This window comes from Hydrogenophaga sp. (genome assembly GCF_026125825.1).
Taxonomy (GTDB): Bacteria; Pseudomonadota; Gammaproteobacteria; order Burkholderiales; family Burkholderiaceae_C; genus Hydrogenophaga.
This window is the reverse complement of record NZ_JAHCKK010000050.1, coordinates 15,966-34,748: the sequence shown is the minus strand read 5'-3', so window position 1 is coordinate 34,748 and position 18,783 is coordinate 15,966. Positions and strand designations below refer to the sequence as shown.

At 69.2% G+C, this 18,783-nt stretch carries 19 protein-coding genes; 7 read left to right on the top strand and 12 right to left on the bottom strand.

Features of this window, described 5'->3' with window-relative positions; genetic code table 11:
• The coding region (locus KIT86_RS15900) for a PAS domain-containing methyl-accepting chemotaxis protein (RefSeq protein WP_297400084.1) at positions 1 to 1,019 on the bottom strand (1,019 nt) is incomplete at its 3' end.
• Between the two features lie 213 nt (positions 1,020 to 1,232).
• On the opposite strand from KIT86_RS15900, the gene KIT86_RS15895 reads away from it, so the two are divergent.
• Entirely contained in the window at positions 1,233 to 1,961 is a 729-nt protein-coding gene (locus tag KIT86_RS15895) for a Crp/Fnr family transcriptional regulator (protein ID WP_297400082.1), read from the top strand.
• A gap of 12 nt (positions 1,962 to 1,973) precedes the next feature.
• Here the strand turns inward: KIT86_RS15895 and KIT86_RS15890 are convergent, their stop codons facing one another.
• Genes KIT86_RS15890 through KIT86_RS15875 form a run of 4 tightly spaced genes read right to left on the bottom strand, consistent with a single transcriptional unit; the run spans position 1,974 to position 5,163 of the window.
• Positions 1,974 to 2,414, bottom strand: coding sequence for a nucleoside deaminase (locus tag KIT86_RS15890; protein ID WP_297400080.1), 441 nt, complete (start codon positions 2,412 to 2,414; stop codon positions 1,974 to 1,976).
• Positions 2,415 to 2,440: 26 nt separating this feature from the next.
• On the bottom strand, positions 2,441 to 3,598 hold the full coding sequence (locus KIT86_RS15885) for a mechanosensitive ion channel domain-containing protein (RefSeq protein ID WP_297400077.1): 1,158 nt from the start codon (positions 3,596 to 3,598) through the stop codon (positions 2,441 to 2,443).
• Positions 3,599 to 3,648: 50 nt separating this feature from the next.
• The gene (locus tag KIT86_RS15880; protein WP_297400075.1) at positions 3,649 to 4,629 is read right to left on the bottom strand and encodes an AraC family transcriptional regulator; all 981 of its coding nucleotides are present in this window, start codon (positions 4,627 to 4,629) and stop codon (positions 3,649 to 3,651) included.
• 6 nt (positions 4,630 to 4,635) lie between these two features.
• Entirely contained in the window at positions 4,636 to 5,163 is a 528-nt protein-coding gene (locus KIT86_RS15875; protein ID WP_297400073.1) for an OsmC family protein, read from the bottom strand.
• A gap of 266 nt (positions 5,164 to 5,429) precedes the next feature.
• Between KIT86_RS15875 and KIT86_RS15870 the strand changes: the two genes are divergently transcribed.
• From KIT86_RS15870 to map, 5 genes are all read left to right on the top strand, one after another.
• Positions 5,430 to 6,242 carry a class I SAM-dependent methyltransferase gene (locus KIT86_RS15870; protein ID WP_297400071.1) on the top strand — a complete coding sequence of 271 codons (813 nt, stop codon included), beginning with the start codon at positions 5,430 to 5,432 and terminating at the stop codon, positions 6,240 to 6,242.
• A 121-nt stretch (positions 6,243 to 6,363) separates the two neighbouring features.
• Positions 6,364 to 7,662, top strand: coding sequence for an NAD(P)/FAD-dependent oxidoreductase (locus KIT86_RS15865; RefSeq protein ID WP_297400069.1), 1,299 nt, complete (start codon positions 6,364 to 6,366; stop codon positions 7,660 to 7,662).
• A gap of 17 nt (positions 7,663 to 7,679) precedes the next feature.
• Positions 7,680 to 8,150, top strand: a complete 471-nt coding sequence (locus tag KIT86_RS15860) for an EVE domain-containing protein (protein WP_297400067.1) — start codon at positions 7,680 to 7,682, stop codon at positions 8,148 to 8,150.
• Between the two features lie 60 nt (positions 8,151 to 8,210).
• Positions 8,211 to 8,465 carry a ParD-like family protein gene (locus tag KIT86_RS15855; RefSeq protein ID WP_297400065.1) on the top strand — a complete coding sequence of 85 codons (255 nt, stop codon included), beginning with the start codon at positions 8,211 to 8,213 and terminating at the stop codon, positions 8,463 to 8,465.
• Positions 8,465 to 9,271 carry a type I methionyl aminopeptidase gene (map, locus tag KIT86_RS15850; protein ID WP_297400063.1) on the top strand — a complete coding sequence of 269 codons (807 nt, stop codon included), beginning with the start codon at positions 8,465 to 8,467 and terminating at the stop codon, positions 9,269 to 9,271. The genes KIT86_RS15855 and map overlap by 1 nt, the downstream gene beginning before the upstream one ends.
• Before the next feature lie 6 nt (positions 9,272 to 9,277).
• On the opposite strand, the gene KIT86_RS15845 is transcribed toward map, so the two are convergent.
• Both KIT86_RS15845 and KIT86_RS15840 read right to left on the bottom strand, forming a co-directional pair.
• The gene (locus tag KIT86_RS15845; protein ID WP_297400060.1) at positions 9,278 to 10,279 is read right to left on the bottom strand and encodes a formylglycine-generating enzyme family protein; all 1,002 of its coding nucleotides are present in this window, start codon (positions 10,277 to 10,279) and stop codon (positions 9,278 to 9,280) included.
• Positions 10,280 to 10,284: 5 nt separating this feature from the next.
• Positions 10,285 to 11,133 (bottom strand): cupin-like domain-containing protein, encoded by an 849-nt coding sequence (locus tag KIT86_RS15840; protein ID WP_297400058.1) that lies wholly within the window; start codon positions 11,131 to 11,133, stop codon positions 10,285 to 10,287.
• A gap of 221 nt (positions 11,134 to 11,354) precedes the next feature.
• On the opposite strand from KIT86_RS15840, the gene KIT86_RS15835 reads away from it, so the two are divergent.
• Complete coding sequence (locus tag KIT86_RS15835; protein ID WP_297400056.1) at positions 11,355 to 11,753, top strand: hypothetical protein; 399 nt, start codon at positions 11,355 to 11,357, stop codon at positions 11,751 to 11,753.
• 55 nt (positions 11,754 to 11,808) lie between these two features.
• Here KIT86_RS15835 and KIT86_RS15830 read toward each other — a convergent pair whose 3' ends face one another.
• The 5 genes from KIT86_RS15830 to KIT86_RS15810 all read right to left on the bottom strand — a co-directional run bounded on the left by KIT86_RS15830 (position 11,809) and on the right by KIT86_RS15810 (position 18,714).
• Positions 11,809 to 14,916: an error-prone DNA polymerase gene (locus KIT86_RS15830; protein ID WP_297400054.1), complete on the bottom strand. Its 3,108-nt coding sequence runs from the start codon at positions 14,914 to 14,916 to the stop codon at positions 11,809 to 11,811.
• Positions 14,913 to 16,220 (bottom strand): DNA polymerase Y family protein, encoded by a 1,308-nt coding sequence (locus KIT86_RS15825; RefSeq protein WP_297400052.1) that lies wholly within the window; start codon positions 16,218 to 16,220, stop codon positions 14,913 to 14,915. The genes KIT86_RS15830 and KIT86_RS15825 overlap by 4 nt, the downstream gene beginning before the upstream one ends.
• Positions 16,165 to 16,986, bottom strand: coding sequence for a translesion DNA synthesis-associated protein ImuA (gene imuA, locus KIT86_RS15820; protein WP_297400050.1), 822 nt, complete (start codon positions 16,984 to 16,986; stop codon positions 16,165 to 16,167). The genes KIT86_RS15825 and imuA overlap by 56 nt, the downstream gene beginning before the upstream one ends.
• 113 nt (positions 16,987 to 17,099) lie before the next feature.
• Complete coding sequence (locus tag KIT86_RS15815) at positions 17,100 to 17,486, bottom strand: trans-aconitate 2-methyltransferase (RefSeq protein ID WP_367185444.1); 387 nt, start codon at positions 17,484 to 17,486, stop codon at positions 17,100 to 17,102.
• A gap of 25 nt (positions 17,487 to 17,511) precedes the next feature.
• The gene (locus KIT86_RS15810; RefSeq protein WP_297400045.1) at positions 17,512 to 18,714 is read right to left on the bottom strand and encodes a PLP-dependent aminotransferase family protein; all 1,203 of its coding nucleotides are present in this window, start codon (positions 18,712 to 18,714) and stop codon (positions 17,512 to 17,514) included.
• Between the last annotated feature and the right edge of the window lie 69 nt (positions 18,715 to 18,783).

Here is an 18,783-nt window from a genome sequence, read left to right as displayed (position 1 = left end):
TCGCCGCCCGAACCCGCCACCTCGCTGGTGCGGCGCGCCAGCGTGGCGGCGTCCTGGGCCGCGCTGGCGTTCTGCCGCATCGTGGCCGCCAGCTCCTCCATGGACGACGCGGTCTGCTGCAGGTGGGCGGCGGTCTGCTCGGTGCGGCTGCTCAGGTCGTCGTTGCCGTGGGCGATCTCGCCGCTGGCCACCGACACCCCGGCGGCCTGGGACGACATGTCGGCCAGCAGCGAGCGCAGGTTGAGCGCCGACTGGTTCACCGTGAGCAGCAGCATGCCGATCTCGTCCACCCGGTTCAAACTGGCCAGCCCGCCGGCATGCCCGCTGGCCACGCGCTGCGCCTGCTGCAACACCTGCCTGAGCGGTACCGCCAGCTGGCCATGCAGCCACAGCCCGGAGATCGCCAGCAAGGCGGCCAGGCCCGCGATCATCCACGCGGCCTGCGCGGCCGGCAGCCCCGACAACGCCAGCGCCGCAGCCATGCCCAGGCCCGGCAGCAGCAGCGCGAGCCGGATGCGCCCGCTCACGCCCAGCCAGCGGTTCCACGACAGCCAGGCCAGTGGACCGCTGCGCACCACCAGCCCCCGGAAAAAGCGCCAACCCTGCGCCCGGCCCTCGCGAAACCGCCGGTACAGCGCCTCGGCAGACCGCACCTCCTCGCGCTGGGGCCTGGTTCGCACGGAGAGGTAGCCCGTGAGCACGCCGTCGCGTATCACCGGGGCAGCGTTGGCGCGCACCCAGTAGTGGTCGCCGTTCTTGCGCCGGTTTTTCACCAGGGCCGACCAGGGCATGCCCTGGCGCAGCGTGCTCCACATGTCGGCGAAGGCCTGGGCCGGCATGTCGGGGTGGCGCACCAGGTTGTGCGGCTGGCCGATGAGCTCCTCGGCGGTGAAGCCACTGACCTCCACGAAGGCCGCGTTCGCATGCACGATGTGGCTTTGCGTATCCGTGGTGGACAGCAGGGTGCTGCGCTCATCGAACTCGTATTCCTGCTGCGTCACGGGCTGGTTGTTTCGCATCGGCAAGTGTCTCGCTCTGTGGGAGGTGGGGGCTCGCAACGCGGCCCGCGAAGGACCGCATGTGACGCCATTTCGGCACACATGCTCCTTGAGGCATCTCAAAAATCGCAGCAGAACGGCATGAATCTGCCACGGATGTGACGCAGCACGCGTTTCCAGCCCCCGGTTTGGCGTCTACTTGGGAGGAACCCTTGTTTAAATCCCGGGGCCCCTATGAAACAGCCGACCGCGCCCACCGATGCCTCATCTGGCCCGCCGCCTCGCTGCCGCAGCCGCTGCAACCATTGCGCCACGCTTCGGGTCTGCCTCATGGGCTGTCTGCCCGATGCCTCGCGCGAACGGCTCTCCTCGTGCATCGAGGAATCGGCCTTCACCAAGGGCGATGCCCTCCAGCTCGAAGGCATCGTGGCGCAGCGCATCTCCATCATCAAGATCGGCGCCGTGATGGCCACCCGCCAGGGCGAGGACGGACAGCCTCACCCGGTGGCCCTGCTCGGACGGGGCAAGACGCTGGGCGGCTACGCGATCTACGGACACCAGGAACAGATCGGCGCGCAGGCCCTTTCCACCGGGCGGGTGTGCAGCGTGGACGTGCCCGACTTCTACCGCGTGGGCGTGGTGAACCGCCAGTTCCACGCCTGCATCCAGACGCACATCGTGGAGGCCCACGGCCAGCTGGCCGACTGGTCGCGCGTGATGCGCATCAAGGGCCTGCAGCAGAAGCTGCTAGCCACGCTGCAGCTGTACGCGCGCGAGCAGCGCACCCAGGCGGTCCGCCTGCCCAGCCACGTGGCGCTGGCCGCCCTGCTCTCCACCACGCGCGAGACCATCGCGCGCTCGCTGAGGCAGCTGGAGGCGGCGGGCCACATCCTGCGGCACGACCGCTGGCACTGCGAGGTGGTCAAAACCCGCGGTGGCGACGAGGCCCCGGCCACGGCCTGACCCAGCCCCGGTTCAGGGCTCGCCGATGTCTTCGTTCCAGAGACCGGGCTCGGCGGCGATGAACGCCTGCATCAGGTGCACGCAGCTCGGATCCTGCAGCACCTGCACGTCCACGCCCCGGCCGCGCAGCCACGCTTCCTCGCCCAGGAAGGTCTGGTTCTCCCCCACCACCACCTTGGGTATGCCGTAGAGCGCGATCGCGCCACTGCACATTGGGCAGGGCGACAGCGTGGTGTAGATCACCGATGCCTGGTAGACGCTCGCGGGCTGACGGCCCGCGTTTTCCAGCGCATCCATCTCGCCGTGCAGGATGGCGCTGCCCTGCTGGACCCGGCGGTTGTGGCCGCGCCCGATGATGCGGCCCTGGTGCACGAGCACCGAGCCGATCGGGATGCCCCCTTCCTCGCGGCCCAGGCGGGCTTCCTCGATGGCGGCTTGCATGAACGGGTCCATGTCGTGTCCTTTCAAAAAAAATGTGTTCACCCCCGACCCGGGGGCGGGCTGGGTGTGCTGGGCGTTTCCATCTCGGCCGCGCCGCCTTCCACCGCAGGCGCTGCGTTGAGCACCGGTCCCGATGCCGCCGGCTCGGGCGGGTCGATCTCCGCCCGATGCCGCGGCAGGTAGCCCGGGTACTCGCGCTGGATGAAATCGATCAGGTGTTCGCGCACGTGGCAGCGCAGGTCCCATGCCGCGGGAGCGGAGGCGGCGGTGACGAGGCAGCGCAGCTGCATCGCCTTCTCGCCCGCTTCGGTGACCTGCAGCAGCGCAAAGCGCCTGTCCCAGTGGGGCGACTTCTCGCAGGCGGCCTGCAGGGCCTCGCGCAGCGGTGCCAGCGGCATGCGGTAGTCCACCCAGAGGAAGACCGTGCCGATCAGCTCCGAGGTGCGGCGCGTCCAGTTCTGGAACGGTTTCTCGATCCAGTACTGCAGCGGCACCACCAGGCGCCGCTGGTCCCAGATGCGCACCACCACGTAGGTGCCGGTGATCTCCTCGATCACGCCCCACTCGTTCTCCACGATCACCACGTCGTCGATGCGGATCGGCTGGCTCAGGCCGATCTGCAGGCCCGCGATCAGGTTGCCCAGCACCGGCCGCGCCGCGAAACCCGCCACGATGCCCACCACGCCTGCCGAGGCCAGCAGGCTGGTGCCGATCTGGCGCACGGCCGGAAAGGTCATGAGCATGAGAGACACGCCGATGAGCACCACCAGGCCCTGCACCGTGCGCGAGAGCACCATGGTCTGCGTCTGGATGCGGCGCGCCGAAAGGTTGTCCGACACCGCCAGCGGGTTGGCCTCGTTGACAGCCCGCGCCACGCCATGCACCACACGCGCCAGCAACCAGGTCAACGCGCCGATCAGCAGCAGGGTGAGCAGGCGATCCACCCCGGACAGACCTTCAGGGGCCTGCTGCCAGGCCAGGTTGAGGGCGAGCAACTGCAGCGCCAGATGCGCCGGCGCCTCGATGGCACGCCCAACGCTGGCCACCGTGGGCGCGCGCTGCGCGGCGCGCCGCACCACGCGGCGGCCCACGCGGAACACCAGCTCGGCCATCAGGCACAGCGGCAGCACCAGCGCCAGGGAAGGAAGCCAGACGGCCAGGAAGGGGGGGAGACTTTCGGGGAGTCCGTCAAACATGTTCATGGCCCATCGTAGCCAGAACCGTGCCTGAAGGAAAAATGCGCCGCTCAGGGCGGCACGGCCAAGGACGCCTGCGCCGCGCGCCGACGCCGCCAGGTGGCCGGCGGCACGCCGTACTCGCGCCGGAACGCGCGGATGAACGCCGTGTCGGTCTGGTAGCCCACATCCTCGGCGATGCGCGAGAGCGGCGCCTTGCTGCGGCACAGCAGGTTGGCGGCCAGCATCATGCGCCACTGGATCAGGTACTGCATGGGCGAGCTGCCCACCAGGTGCTGGAAGCGCTCGGCCAACACCGAGCGCGAGGTGCCGGCCTCGCGCGCCAGTTCCTCCAGCGTCCAGGCCTGGGCCGGGCGCTGATGCAGCGCGTTGAGGGCGGCGCCCACCACGCGGTCGCCCAGCCCCGCGAGCCAGCCGGTGCGGCCCGCGCTGTGCTCATTGATGTAGAGCCGAAGCACCTCGATGAACAGCACCTCGGCCAGCTTGGACAGCACGCCCGCGCCGCCGGGCCGGGGCGAACGCGCCTCGGCCAGCGCGTAGCGCACCGAGGCCTCCAGCCAGGTGCCTGCGTTCGATCCGCGCACGTTCACGCGCACCAGGGGCGGCAAGCCGGCCAGCAGCAGGCGGGCCAGGCGCTCGTCGCACGCCAGGTAGCCGCACAGCAGCCGGGTGGACGCGCCACCCCCGCCGAACATCAGTTGCCGGGGCCGGCGCTGCAGCAGTTCCTGGAGCGGGGTGGCGGGCGCGGGCTGGAGACCTGGGGCCGATCCCATGCGGTGCGCATCGCCCTGCGGGAAGACGATCACGTCGCCCGCGCCCAGCCGCACCGGGGGCAGGTCGTCCAGCTCGACGAAACACTCGCCCTCGGTAACGAGATGGAAGATCACCACCCGTTCGGCATCGGGCTCCAGCAGCGCCGCGGCCGCATCGGCGTGCGGTGACTGGTAGCACCACGGCGCGGTAAAGCGGCCCTGCAGAAAGATGGCTCCCACCAGGTGCACCACCCGCAGGGTTTCGGAGAGCGCATCCATGCCGTCTCAGCCGATGTCGATGCGCAACGCCAGCGGTGTCGCGACCTGCAGCGCGTTGGGGATGGGCGAGCGGCCCACCGCCACCTGCACCAGGTCGCGCAGGCGCTCGGGCGACACCCCGCCGGCCTGCACGCGCACGGCCAACTGCACATCCCCCGGACCGGCATTCACCGCCTGGCCACCGGCGTCGCACATGCCCAGCAGCCCACGCGTGTCGGAGCGGCTGGTGGCCTTCACCTCCAGGTGGGTGAGTTCCACGTCCTCGGCAGCCGCCGCCAACACAATGGACGTGGCCGCGCAGGACGCCAGACCCGCTCGGAACAGCCAGCCCGGTGTCACCAGATCGCCGGTGCCGCCGAGCTCGCTGGGCATGTCGGAGGGCACCTCGGTGCCGTTGGCGTGGCGGGCCACCACGCGCGTGCCGCCGGCCCAGCGCGCGGTGGCCGGGCCGTCCTCGTGCAAGCCGGTCTCGGGCCGGCGCTGCAGCACGGCTTGCACGCGCTCAAGGGCCTTTGCGATGTGTTGCTGCGTCACGGTGCACCTCCGGGCCGGGCCATTATGGGCGTCCCACCTGCTTGGCTCCAAGGCAGCACGTCGGCTGGTGCGCCCCGGGCCGGACGCCGGGACCTCTTTTCCGGACGCTGGGTCAGCCACGCCTTCGCCCCGGGCCAGATCCGGACGATCAGGCAGCCCTGAGCGCGGTTTGGACAGGACGCGCCGCGCCGCACCGGGTTCCACTGCAGGCCGGGCCACGATGACCGCGGCCCGCACGCCAGCCACCCTTGAGCGAGACAGACACCATGAACGCACCCACCGACTTCATCGCCCTGAAAACCCGCCAGCAGGCCGCCTGGGCCAGCGGCGACTACGCCGTCATCGGCACCACGTTGCAGCTGGTCGGCGAATCGCTCGCCGAGGCCTGCGACCTGCGCTGGGACGAGCGCGTGCTCGATGTGGCCGCCGGCAACGGCAACGCCACGCTGGCGGCTGCGCGCCGGGGCGCCCGCGTCACCTCCACCGACTATGTCCAGGCCCTGCTTGACCGGGGCAGCGAGCGCGCGCTGGCCGAGCGGCTGGACGTGCACTTCCAGCTCGCCGACGTGGAAGAGCTGCCCTTCGACGACGCCAGCTTCGACGCGGTGGTCTCCACCTTCGGCGTGATGTTCGCCCCCGACCACGCCCGCAGCGCGGCCGAGATGGCCCGGGTCTGCCGCCCCGGAGGACGCATCGGCCTGGCCAACTGGACGCCCGAAGGCTTCATCGGCCAGCTCTTCAAGACCCTGGGGCGCCAGTTGCCGCCGCCGCCCGGCCTGCCACCGCCCTCGCTCTGGGGCACCCCGGCGCACCTGCGCGAGCTGTTCGGACCCACCGCAGCGAAGATCGAGACCACGCCCCGGCTGTTCAACTTCCGGTACCGCTCGGCCGCGCATTTCATCGACGTCTTCCGGACCTGGTACGGCCCGGTGCACAAGGCCTTTGCCGCGCTGCCCCCCGACAAGGCCCAGGCCCTGGAGAGCGACATCACCGAGCTGCTCGAACGCCTCAACCGGGGCGGGCCCGCCTCGCTGGTGGTGCCCAGCGAATACCTCGAGATCGTCGTCACCCGCCGCTGACGCAACGGCGGGCGCGGGCGGGCCCGACGCGCTCGCGCCGCGGCCGGCCACGGACCCGGGCGATGCCGGGTCGCCCTGTGTCGTCTACAGTGGACGTTGAACTTCCACTGGGACGCAAAGAATGCACACAAGAATCGTGATCGTCGGTGGCGGCGCCGGCGGCCTGGAGCTGGCCTGCAAGCTCGGTCGCAGGCTCGGCGCGGAGCAAGTCACCCTGGTCGACCGGCAGCTCTTCCACATCTGGAAACCCTCGCTGCACGAGGTGGCCGCCGGCACGCTGGACATCCACCAGGAAGGCCTGTCGTACGAAATGCTCGCGCACGACAACCGCTTCACCTTCTGCTTCGGCGCCATGACCGCGCTCGATGCCACCGGCAAGACCCTGACCGTGGCCCCTGTCAACGACGAGGCCGGGGAAGAGCTCATCCCCGAGCGCAGCCTGCCCTTCGACCAGCTGGTGATCGCGGTCGGCAGCACGGCCAACCACTTCAACGTGCCCGGCGCGGCCGAGCACACGCTTTCGCTCAACCGCCCGGCCGACGCCGAACACTTCCGCCTGCGCATGCTCAAGCTGCTCACCGCCGCCGAACTGCGCAAGAGCGCGGGCGCCGAGGCCCAGGTGCGCGTCGTCATCATCGGCGGGGGTGCCACCGGCGTGGAGCTCGCCGCAGAACTGCGCGAGGCCAGCGTGGTGCACTCGCACTACGGCTTTCGCCGGCTCGACCCGCACCGCGACGTGCAGATCACCCTGCTTGAAGGCGCCGCCCGCATCCTCGCGCCCCTGCCCGAGAAAGTGTCTACCGCCGCCGCGCAGCTGCTGCGCGAGCGCCACGTCACCATCGAGACCGACTGCCGCGTGGCGCGCATCACGCCCGAGCAGGTGGAGGACGCCACCGGCCGCGTGTTCGCCGCCGACATCGTGGTCTGGGCCGCCGGCATCAAGGCGCCCGACGTCCTGGGCACCCTCGGCCTGCCCACGACCCGCGCCGGCCTGCTGGAGGTGCAAGCCAACCTGCTGGTCAAAGGCCAGTCCGACATCTATGCGCTGGGCGATTGCGCCGCCTGCCCCACGGCCGATGGTGGCTTCGTGCCCCCACGCGCCCAGGCCGCGCACCAGCAGGCCAGCTACCTCGTCGACGCGCTGCTGCGCCGCGCCCATGGGCAGCCCGCGCGCACCAGCCCCTACGTCTACAAGGACCACGGCTCGCTGGTGTCGCTGGGCACGCAGACCTCGGTGGGCAACCTCATGGGCAACCTGTTCCGCTCCACCTGGTACGTGCAAGGCATGTTCGCCCGCCTGATGTACGTGAGCCTGCACCTGATGCACCACCAGGCGGTGCTCGGCACCCTTCGCACCGGCGTGCTGGCGGTGGCGCGATTCCTGGTGAAGCGGGCGACGCCGCTGGTGAAGCTGCATTGAGGCAGGGAAAGAACGCCATGACCCAATACTGGCTGATGAAATCCGAGCCCGACGAGTGCTCGATCGACGACGCGCTCGCGGCCCCGCAAGCCACCGTGCCCTGGACCGGTGTGCGCAACTACCAGGCGCGCAACTTCATGCGCGACGCCATGCAGGTCGGCGACGGCGTGCTGTTCTACCACTCCAGCTGCCCCGAGCCGGGCATCGCCGGCATTGCGCGCGTGGCCTCCGGCACACGGCCCGACCCCACGCAGTTCGACACGTCATCGCCCTACTTCGACGCCGCCTCGAAACCCGAGTCGCCTCGCTGGCTGCTGCTGGACGTGCAGGCCCTGCGCAAGACGCGGCTGATGAGCCTGCCCGAATTGCGCGACACGCCCGAGCTGGCCGATCTGGTGGTGCTCAAGCGCGGCAACCGGCTCTCGATCACGCCCGTCAGCACCGAGCACTGGAAGCTCATCACGGACCGACTGGGCACGGACAGCTAGCGCCCCGCATCACCACATGAAACGTGTATGATTCATATACGTTTCATATATAGGTGTTGAATGGGTATCGTCAAGATTTCAGACCAGATGCACGAAAACCTGCGCGTGGCGGGCACCGCCCTGAGCAGGTCCATCAACGCGCAGGCCGAGCACTGGATGCGCATGGGCATGCTCTGCGAGCTGCACCCGGCGCTGGACCACCGGGAGATCTGCCGGCTGCTGGTTCAGGCCGAGCTCGCAGGAGGCCTGGACATGGCCATGGCGGTCGCCGCCCCGCCCGAGCGGCCCCGCGCGGCCAGTGCCGCAAAGCGCTGATGGCTCGCGGCATCACCCTCAAATCGGCCGAGGACATCGAGATGGCGCGGCGCGCCGGCCGGCTGGCTGCGGAAGTGCTCGGCATGATCGAGCCTCACGTCGTGCCCGGTGTGAGCACGGCAACGCTCGACCGCCTCTGCCACGAGCACATCGTGAACGTTCAGGGCGCCATACCCGCCAACCTGGGGTACCACGGGTACCCGAAGACCATCCTCACTTCGGTCAACCAGGTGGTCTGCCACGGCATCCCCTCGTCCGACAAGGTGCTCAAGAAGGGCGACATCGTCAACATCGATGTCGCCGTCAACAAGGACGGCTGGTTTGGTGACACCAGCCGCATGTACTTCGTCGGCGCGCCCAACGTGCTGGCCCGGCGACTGGTGCAGACCACCTACGAAGCCATGCTGGCCGGCATCCGGCAGGTGAGGCCCGGGGCCACGCTGGGCGACATCGGCCATGCGATCCAGTCCGTGGCCCACCGGGAGCACTTCAGCGTGGTGCGCGAATACTGCGGGCACGGCATCGGCCGCACTTACCACGAAGAGCCCAACGTGCTGCACTACGGCCGGCGTGGCGAAGGGCTCAAGCTGGAGCCGGGGATGGTGTTCACCATCGAACCCATGCTCAACGCCGGACAGCGCGAGACCCGCACCCTGGCCGACGGATGGACCGTCGTCACCAGGGACCGCTCGCTGTCGGCCCAATGGGAACACATGGTGGCCGTCACACCCGAGGGTTACGAGGTGCTGACGCCCTGGCCTGGCGGCACGGGCGCCTACGCGCCGGTCGGACCCGCACCGGCCTGAGCACGTTCAGGGACGCCCTTCGCGCACCAGCCGGATGCCCACCAGCGTGTAGCGCGTCTGAACCGTGTTCCAGTTGCGAAACGCGCACCGCGTGTACAAGGGCCAGGTGTGCCAGGACCCGCCCCGGCGCACCTTCACCTCGCCATCGGGCGGGCCCGTCGGGTCGTCGGTGGGCGAGTGCGCGTAGTAGTCGTCGCCATGCCAGTCCGACACCCACTCCCACACATTGCCGTGCATGTCGTAAAGGCCAAAGGCGTTCGGGGCGTAAGAGCCCACGGGTGCCGTGAACGCATGGCCATCGCGGCCGCTCACCGCCCGCTCGCGCCAGGCCGGCCAGTTCACCGCGGCGTCTTCGTCGAAGGTGTTGCCCACCCGGACCAGCCCCGCCGGGTCATCGCCGTGCTGGTAGCGCCCGGTGCCGCCCGCGCGGCACGCGTACTCCCACTCGGCTTCCGTGGGCAGGCGGTAGGTGCGGCCCTCCTGCTGTGACAGCCAGCGGGCCAGCGCGACCGCGTCGTTCCAGGTGACGTTGACCACGGGATGATCGTCGCCCTGCGCGAAGCCGGGGTTCTGCCAGGAGTAGCGCGGCGAGCGCCCTTCGAATGCATCGCGCCGAGGGCTGGTGGCGGGGTCGTAGGCCGGGTTGTAGCCATAGCCGCCGGTGCCGTCCGCGATCGATTCCGGCACATGGCCCGAGCGCTGAAGAAACGCGCGGAACTGCCCCACCGTGATCTCGTGCCGGCTCATCTCGAAGGGCCGGGTGATGCGCACGCGGTGCACCGGGCCTTCGTCCGCCAAGCCTTCGAAGCGGGAACGCTCCAGCCCGGGATAGGCCGCGGCCAGCGCGGGCACGGCTTCGTCGCTGCCCATCGCAAACTCGCCCGCCGGCACCCGGATGAACGAAATGCCGAGGGAGTCGGTGGTGCCCTTGGGCGGTGCGGCGCAGCCCGCGAGCAGCCCCACCAGGGCCAGCGAGGCCCAGCAGAACACGGTGCGGCCCGCCCCCATGGCGTTTACGCGGTCAGGCGCGCGTAGCCCCGGAATGCCAAGGCTTTCAGGGAGTCGACACGGTGGTTCCTGCCCACCGCCATGGGTGAGGCGCCCCATTTCTTGCGCACCCGGTGGTTGAACCTCATCGCGTTGAGCTGCCTGAGCGTTCGGCTGTCATTGAAGAAGATCGACAGGGTCACCGACACCTCGGGACCATTCTTGACGTGATGCCCCGCCAGGAACGGGATGTGGAGCGCGTCCCCCGGTGCGCAGTGGTAGGCGACACCGAGGCTTTCGCACTCGGGTTTCCATTTGAGGGCGCCCACTTCGCGCTCCATGTGCGATTCGTACTCCGGCTGCGTGATGACGCGTTGCTCCAGGGGCGGAAAGACCGTGACCTCTTTCGAGCCTGCGATCTGCAGCAGGAAATTCGAAGCTCGGTCGAAATGGAATGGCGTGATGCTGTGAGGCGACGAGAGAAAGATGTAGGAGCGAGGCTCGATCGGCACGCCATGGCCCCGGGCTTTCACGGTGCGGGCGATGTCTTTCACCAGGTCGTCGTGAAGCCCGCGAAAGGCCGGGTGGCTTTCGGGCTCGCGGATCATGATGTACGAGTTGGACGTCGGCAGGTTTTCGATGATCTTTTCGATCGGCAGGGTCTTGCGCCCTTCGGTGATGGCCGTCTCGAAGTCCTCGTCCTTGCTCATCTTGTGGCCTGAAAAATAGATGAGGTCCGGGTTGATCTCGGGAATGGCGCGCTGGATGTTCTCCAGGCTCAACGCGGGGTGATCGAACAGGCGCTGCCTGAACTGGAAGGACACCTTGTCGATCAGGGGAGACATCTCCCTGTCCGTGTCGAATACCTGGTACATCGAATCTCCTGGGGATAGGTCGGGCCGTCGCATTGTGCGGCGCCTGCGCCCAGACGCCTGGATGGCGGGTGTCAGAACAGGGCAAAAATCACGGAGCGTGGAAAGACCTCGCTGCGGCAGCGCCGCTTCTTCTCCTACATGACCCGAGGCGCTATTCCTACGGATGGCGCGCAGCGGCAGGGAGAAGATGCAGTCTCTCGAAACCCTCAGGAGAAAGAACCATGTACATCAAGACCCTCACCGCCATCACCCTGTGCGCCGCCTCTGCCATTGCGTCGGCCCAGGCCATGACCAAGGCCGAATACGACGCGGCGAAAGACCGTGTCGAGATGAACTACAAGAACGCCAAGAAGTCCTGCGACGCGCTCAAGGACAACGCCAAGGACATCTGTGAAGTCGAGGCCAAGGGCAAGGAAAAGGTCGAGAAGGCCGAGCTCGAGCACAAGTACAAGGCCACCCTGGGCAATGCCCGCAAGCTGGAAGAAGTCAAGGCGGACACCGCCTACGACCTGGCCAAGGAAAAATGCGAAGACCAGGCCGGCGATGCCCAGAAGGTGTGCAAGGCGGATGCCAAGGCCGTCCACGAACGCGCTGTGAAGGCCGCCAAGGAAAAGGCTTAACCAGCCTCTGCCATCGCGCAAACCGCCCTCCGGGGCGGTTTTTTTTAGCGCGTTTTCAATGGAAGTCCCGGCTCACGGTGGACAGTCCGTTGAGCAGGGGCGTGAGGTCTTCGAGGTGGCCGGCAATGAGGTTGCGCGTCTCGCCCTCGCGCTGCCACACGCCGCGCACGGCCAGCAGGCGCGCGCCAGTGAGCACGGCGCGCTGGCGGTCGCGGATGCGCTGCCACACGATGACCTGCACCACGCCGGTTTCGTCTTCCAGGCTCACGAACACCACGCCCGAGGCGGTCCCGGGCTGCTGGCGCAGGGTGACGATGCCGCAGTGGCGGACGAGGCGGCCATTGGGCGCGTCCTTGAGTTCTTCGGCGGTCATGAGCCTGCGTCTGGCGAGTTCTTCACGCAACAGGGCGAGCGGATGGCGGCGCAGGGTGAGGCCCAGGCTGGCGTAGTCCCACACGATGGCCTCGCCTTCGGGCGCGGGCGGCAGGGCCAGCGGGGCTTCGTCCACCGGCGCACCTTGGAGCAAGGCGGGGGCTGAGCGCAGCGCGGCGGCGTCCCACACCTGCTGGCGGCGGTGGCCGCTCAGGCCCATGAGGGCGTCGGCGGCGGCCAGCGCCTTCATCTGGGGCTGGTCCAGACCGGCGCGGCGCGCGAGGTCTTGCGCGTCGAGGAAGGCCTGCTGCGCGCGCGCCCGCACGATGCGCTCGGCCGCCTCCTGGCCGATGCCGCTGACCAGGCGCATGCCCAGGCGCACCGCGCCATCGGCTTCGAGCGTGCTGTCGCGCTCGCTGTGCCGCACATCCACCGGCCGCACGACCACGCCGTGGCGTTTCGCGTCCTGCACCAGCTGGCTGGGCGTGTAGAAACCCAGCGGCTGGCTGTTGAGCAGCGCGGTGAGGAACTGGGCCGGGTGGTGGCATTTGATCCACGCGCTCACATAGACCAGCAGGGCGAAACTGGCGGCGTGGCTTTCGGGAAAACCGTAGCTGGAGAAGCCCTTGATCTGCTCGAAGATGCTCTGGGCGAATTCAAGTTCATACCCGCGATCGGTCATGCCCTTGACCAGCCGTTCCTCGTACTTCTGCACATTGCCGTGCCGCTTCCAGGCGGCCATGGCACGGCGCAGTTCATCGGCCTCGCCGGGCGTGAAGCCGGCCGAGAGCACGGCGATCTGCATGCACTGCTCCTGGAAGATGGGCACCCCCATCGTGCGGCCCAGCGCGGCCTTCAAGGCCTTGCCCCCATGGGGACCGGGATAGTCCACCGGCACCTTGCCCTGCCGCCGGTTCAGATAAGGATGCACCGCCCCACCCTGGATGGGCCCGGGGCGCACCAGCGCCACCTCGATGACGAGGTCGTAGTAACAGCGCGGCTTGAGGCGCGGCAGCATGCTCATCTGCGCGCGGCTCTCGATCTGGAACACGCCCACGGTGTCGGCGGCGCAGATCATGTCGTAGGTCGGGCCGTCGTTGTCCGGAATGTCCTGCATGCAGAACGCCCGCCCGTTTTTTTCTCCGAGCAGTGCCATGGCCTTGCGCAAGGCGGTGAGCATGCCCAGCGCGAGCACGTCCACCTTGAGCAGGCCGACGGCGTCGAGGTCGTCCTTGTCCCACTGGATAACGGTGCGGTCTTTCATGCTGGCGTTCTCGATCGGCACCAGGCGCGAGAGCGGCAGTTGCGTGAGCACGAAGCCGCCGGTGTGCTGCGAGAGGTGGCGCGGAAAACCCATGAGGGTGGAGGTGAGTTCCAGCAACTGGCGCACTTTCAGCTGCCCGGTGTCGAGGCCGGCCTCCTGCAGGCGTTCGGGCGCGATGGCGTGCCCGTCCCACCAGCGCGACTGCCTGGCCAGCCTGTCGAGCGAGCCCTCGGCAAAGCCCAGGGCCTTGCCCACGTCGCGCAGCGCGCTGCGCGGCCGGTAGCTGATGACGGTGGCAGTGAGCGCGGCGCGCTCGCGGCCATATTTTCCGTACAGGTACTGGATGACTTCTTCGCGCCGCTCGTGCTCGAAGTCCACGTCGATGTCGGGCGGCTCGTCGCGTTCGCGCGAGATGAAGCGCTCGAACAGCAGGCCCGTGCGCCCCGGGTCCACTTCGGTGATGCCCAGGCAGTAGCACACCACGCTGTTGGCCGCGGAGCCCCGGCCCTGGCACAGGATGTCTTTGGAGCGGGCGAAAGCCACGATGTCGTGCACCGTCAGGAAGTAGTGCTCGTATTGCTTGCAGGCGATGAGTTCCAGCTCGTGCTCGATCTGTTTCGCAAACGCCTGCGGCGTGCCTTGCGGCCACCGCCTTCGGGCACCTTCTTCGGTCAGTTTGAGCAGGTGGCTCTGCGGCGTTTCTCCCTCGGGGATCACCTCGCTGGGGTACTGGTAGCGCAGCTCGTCCAGCGAAAAATCGCAGCGCGCGGCCACCGCGAGCGTTTCGGCCAGCAGCTCGGCGGGGTAGAGCTGGCCCAGGGTGAGGCGCGCGCGCAGGCGCTGCTCGGCGCTGGGCTCCAGCTCGAAGCCGCATTCGGTGAGCGGCTTGCCGATGCGCGTGGCGGTGAGCACGTCGTGCAGGGGTTTGCGCGAGCGCACGTGCATGCGCACATCGCCCACGGCCACCAGTGGCACGGCGGTGAGCGCGCTGCTCTGGCGCAACCGGTGCAGCCGCATTTCGTCGTCGAAGCGGCAGAGCTGCTCCGCGCCGAGCCAGCAGCGGCCCATGAAGTGCTGCAGCAGCCAGCGCGCGACGGTGTCCATCGCGTCCTGGTCGCTGTGGTGGTCGGGCACGGCGATCACCACGCAGTCGGCCAGGGCCTGGGCATCGATGTCGCCGATCGAGAGGCGGTAGGTGCCCTTGGGCGCGCTGCGGCGCAGGCGCGTGATGAATTCGCACAGGTTGCCGTAACCGTTGAGGTTGCAGGCCAGCACGACCAGGGTGAAAGGTGCATCGCACCGCACCTGGAACTGGCTGCCGATCAGCAGCTTGAAGCGGTGCTTTTTCGCGGTGACGTGCGCGCGCACCACACCGGCCAGGGAGCATTCGTCCACCAGGGCCAGGGCGCGGTAGCCCAGTTCTGCCGCGCGTTCGACCAGTTCTTCCGGGTGGCTGGCGCCGCGCAGGAAGCTGAAGTTCGAGAGACAGCGCAGCTCGGCATAGTCAGGAAGGGCGTCGGCGTTCATGCGAAATGCCCGTGGAGGTACCAGGCGGGCGCATCGTCCAGCCGGGTCTGGAACACCCACAGCACGCCGGCTTGCGGGGACAGGGCCACCCAGTAGTCGCGCACCACGTTGCGCATGCGCTCGGCGCCTTCGACGCGGTCCCACCACCCCCCCTCCACGCGCTGCGGCCCGAGCAGCATGACCAGTTCGCCGTGGTGAAGCGGCCGGTGATCGCGCACGGCCAGCCGCAAGGGCTCGGGCAGCAGGAAGCCGGGCTGCGGCAACTCGGTGCTTCGGGCGCCCTGGCGCGGCAGGGGCAGTGCGGCCGGTTGCCAGCGGCACATCCATTCGGGGCGGTGGTCTTCGCACAGCACCGGGCGCAACACGCGCTGTGGCCCCAGGCGGGCGCAGAGCCGCTCCAGCACCAGGCCCAGCTGCTCGCCCTGGCGCACGGTGTCCGGCAGCAGCGAGGCGCTCACGTCGTGCAGCGGCCGCACCTCGGTGGCCACCAGCACCAGGTCGCCCACGGGCGCGAGCAGTTTCACCCGCGCCAGGTGCTCGCCCAGCAGGCGGCAGAGGTGCTCGATGTCGCGCGTGGGTTCGGCGGTCCGGATGGTGATCTCGCCGCCCTCGCCCGCCGCGCGCGCGCGCATCGCGTCATGCGCCCAGCGCAGCGTGAAGGCAGTGACCCCCGCGCGCCGCGCGGCCAGCCAGCCGCTGAGCACGCGCAGCAGGCGGCGCGCGCCGAACAGCAAGGCCGGCGCCTGCTCCACGTGGGCCATGAGCTCAAGCCGCTCTTCAAACTGCTCGGGCAGTGTCACCCAGTCGTGCGCCTCGGGCGCGGCGCCATAAGCCTGGTCAAGCGCCTGCAGCAGAAGCTGGTCGAAGCGCCGGCCCAGGCCGCTGCGCGGCAACGCCCGCACGTCGCCCAGGGTGCGACAGCCGATGTGTTCGAGCGTGAGCCGGTGCGGCTGCACGGCGCTCAGCGTTTCCATGGGCAGGGTGTCGAGCAACGCGGCCAGGGGGCGCTGGAAACCGTTTTCGATGCCGGCGCGCGCCAGCGCGAGCGCGGCCAGGCCGTTGGGCGCCCAGGCCAGCCGAGCCACGCCGAGTTCGCGGGCTTCATGCAACACGCGATCGCGCAGGGCACGCCGGCCACCGAACAGGCGCGCGCTGGCCGCCACCTCCATGAGCACGGCCTCGTCGGCCAGCGCCACGCGGGGCGTGAACTGCAGGGCCCAGGTCGCCAGCGCGCGCTGCGGCGCAGCCTCAGTGGGCGGGACTGTGCCGGCGCTCGGGCTGGGCAGCAGGGCGGACCACAACATGCTCGTTCTCTTCGGTTCGGGGCAGCCAGCGGCTGGGCTGGCGCAGCCGGGGCGGGAGGATGGCGGCCAGGCCACCGGGCACCGAAGGCAGGTGCAGGGTGGCATCCAGCGGCGGGCCCCTGCGCTTGGCGATGCGCAACTGCAGCGCCCAGTCCACCCCCACGCAGACCTGTACGCGCAGCGGCGCGGCCGATGATTCACCCAGGGCGTGCATGGGCCGGCACACGAACACCGGCGACTCGAAACCGGTGGCCAGCACCTGCAGCCGGCGGATCTGCTCCGCCCTCGCCCGCGGCAGCCAGGCGACGATCGCCCCGCCGGCCTGGGCCTTGATGAGCTGCTCGGCCGACCACAGGCGCTCGGCCGCCGTGTCGGCCTGCACCCAGACCAGTTGGCGCTCGTCGAGGCCTTCGAAGCGCAGGCCGGGCAGGTGCGGCGGCAGCGGCGGGCCGATCACCACCACCGTCTGCCCGGCGGCACAGACCTGGCGCAGCGCCGGCCCGAGCAGGCGCCATTCCAGCGTGCCGCTGTGCGGGGTGAGGACTTCGGTCAGCCCATGGCCGGGCCAGCCGCCACCGGGCAGCTGCGCGTCCAGCGCGGCGAAGCCGCTGGGCCAAGCGGCCGAGACCGGCGCGCCGAGCTGGTCACCCCGCCACAGCGCCGCGGCCACGGCCGCCGGCAAGCCGCCGGCGGGGGGCGTTGCCGGGCGAACAGAGGGGGGGACCGGGGACGGGTGGTCCTCCTGCCAGGAAAGGGCGGGCAGCATGGCGGGGTAGGTGCGCGGGAGGGATGGAAAGCATCAAAAAATACTGTACCCATGTACAGTATATGAAAGCAGACCCCCTGTCCAGACAAGGCTGCGGAGACCCCGCAGCCAGGTCAAGCAGGCGTGTCGTATTGGACGAACAGCTGGCCCCCGGGTGCCAGCCAGCGTTCAGCCAGGCGCCGCGCGCGCTCGGGGTCCCGGTGAAAAAGACCGACCCGCATGGCAAAGATCTTGTCGAACCGCCGCTGTTCACCCAGGTCGAGGGTCTCCAGATCGGCCAGCAGAAACGTGGCGATCCCCTGTTCGATGAAGCGGGCATTGCGGGCTGAAGCCGCGTCGATCATTTTTCGGGAGCGATCGATGGCGAGGTACTGCCCCGATGTCAGCCATGCACACACCAGGCCACAGGCCACGCCGTGACCGCAGCCGATCTCGAGCACACGGTCGGTGGGGCGCACCTGCATGCGCCGCACGAAGTCCGGGATGCGATCGCCACTCATTGCCGACCGAGCCCGCAGCGCAACCTCAGACCGCCTGGGCCAGGCGCCCGATCCCTTCCTCGATCTTCTCCAGACCCACGGTGGCGAAGGACAGGCGCAGGGTCGCGTGGTCGGGATCGCGCGCGAAGAAGGGCGCGCCGGGCACGAAGGCCACGCCTTTTTCGATCGCGCGGCGGGCCAGCTCACCGCCGTCCTTCACCTTGCCACCGGCCCCCGTGAGGCTGGCCCAGACGAACAGGCCACCTTGCGGCTGCACGAAGTCGATCGCATCACCCAGTTCGCGGCGCAAGGCGTTGCCCATGGTGATGGCGCGCTCGGCGTAGACCTTGCGCACCTTGTCCAGCGTGGCGGGCATGCGGCCGGCCTTGAGGTATTGCGCGGCGGTGGCCTGGGCGAAGGTGCTGGTGTGGGCATCGCTGAACTGCTTGCACATGGTGGCCTTGGCCAGCAGCTCGGCCGGGCCCACCATCCAGCCCACGCGCAGGCCAGGGCTGAGCACTTTGCTCAAGGAGCCGCAGTGCACCAGGCGCTCGCGGCTGCCGGGCACGGTGGGGCTGAGCGCGAGCAGGCTGGGCGGCGGGGCCGAGCCGAAGTAGAGGTCGCCGTAAGGGTCGTCTTCCACGATCAGCGTGTCGTGCTTCACCGCCATCTCCAGCACCTGCTTGCGCCGCTCCAGGCTGAGCAAGCCGCCGCTGGGGTTGCCGAAGGTGGGTATGAGGTAGACGAACTTCGGCTTGTGTTCGGCGATCAGCTTGTCCAGCTCCTCGGTCTTCACACCATTGCCGTCCACCGGCGCGCTGATGAGTTCGGCACCGTAGAGACGGAAGCACTGGATGGTGGCGAGGAAGGTCGGGCCTTCGACGATGACCTTGTCGCCGGGCGAGACCAGCGTCTTGCCCAGCAGGTCCAGGCCCTGCTGGCTGCCGGTGGTGACGATGAGGTCGTTCGCACCCACGTCCTTGGCACCCTTGCTGCCCATGAAGGCGGCGAGCTGTTCGCGCAAGGGCTGGTAGCCCTCGGTGGCGCCGTATTGCAGCGCACCGCCGGCCTCTTCGGTCAGCGCGGCGTTCACCGCTTCGCGGATGCCCTCCACGTCGAACATCGCACTGTCGGGGAAGCCGCCGGCAAAACTGATGATGCCGGGCTTGCCCAGCAGCTTGAAAAGTTCGCGGATGGCGGAGGTTTCGACGTTGTTGAGGCGGTCGGCGAAGGGAATGGTGAAAGGCATGGTGGCGGTTTCCGTGAGGTCGTGATGGACAACGACCTCCATTCTCGCGCACCGGCGTGGGGCGCCCTC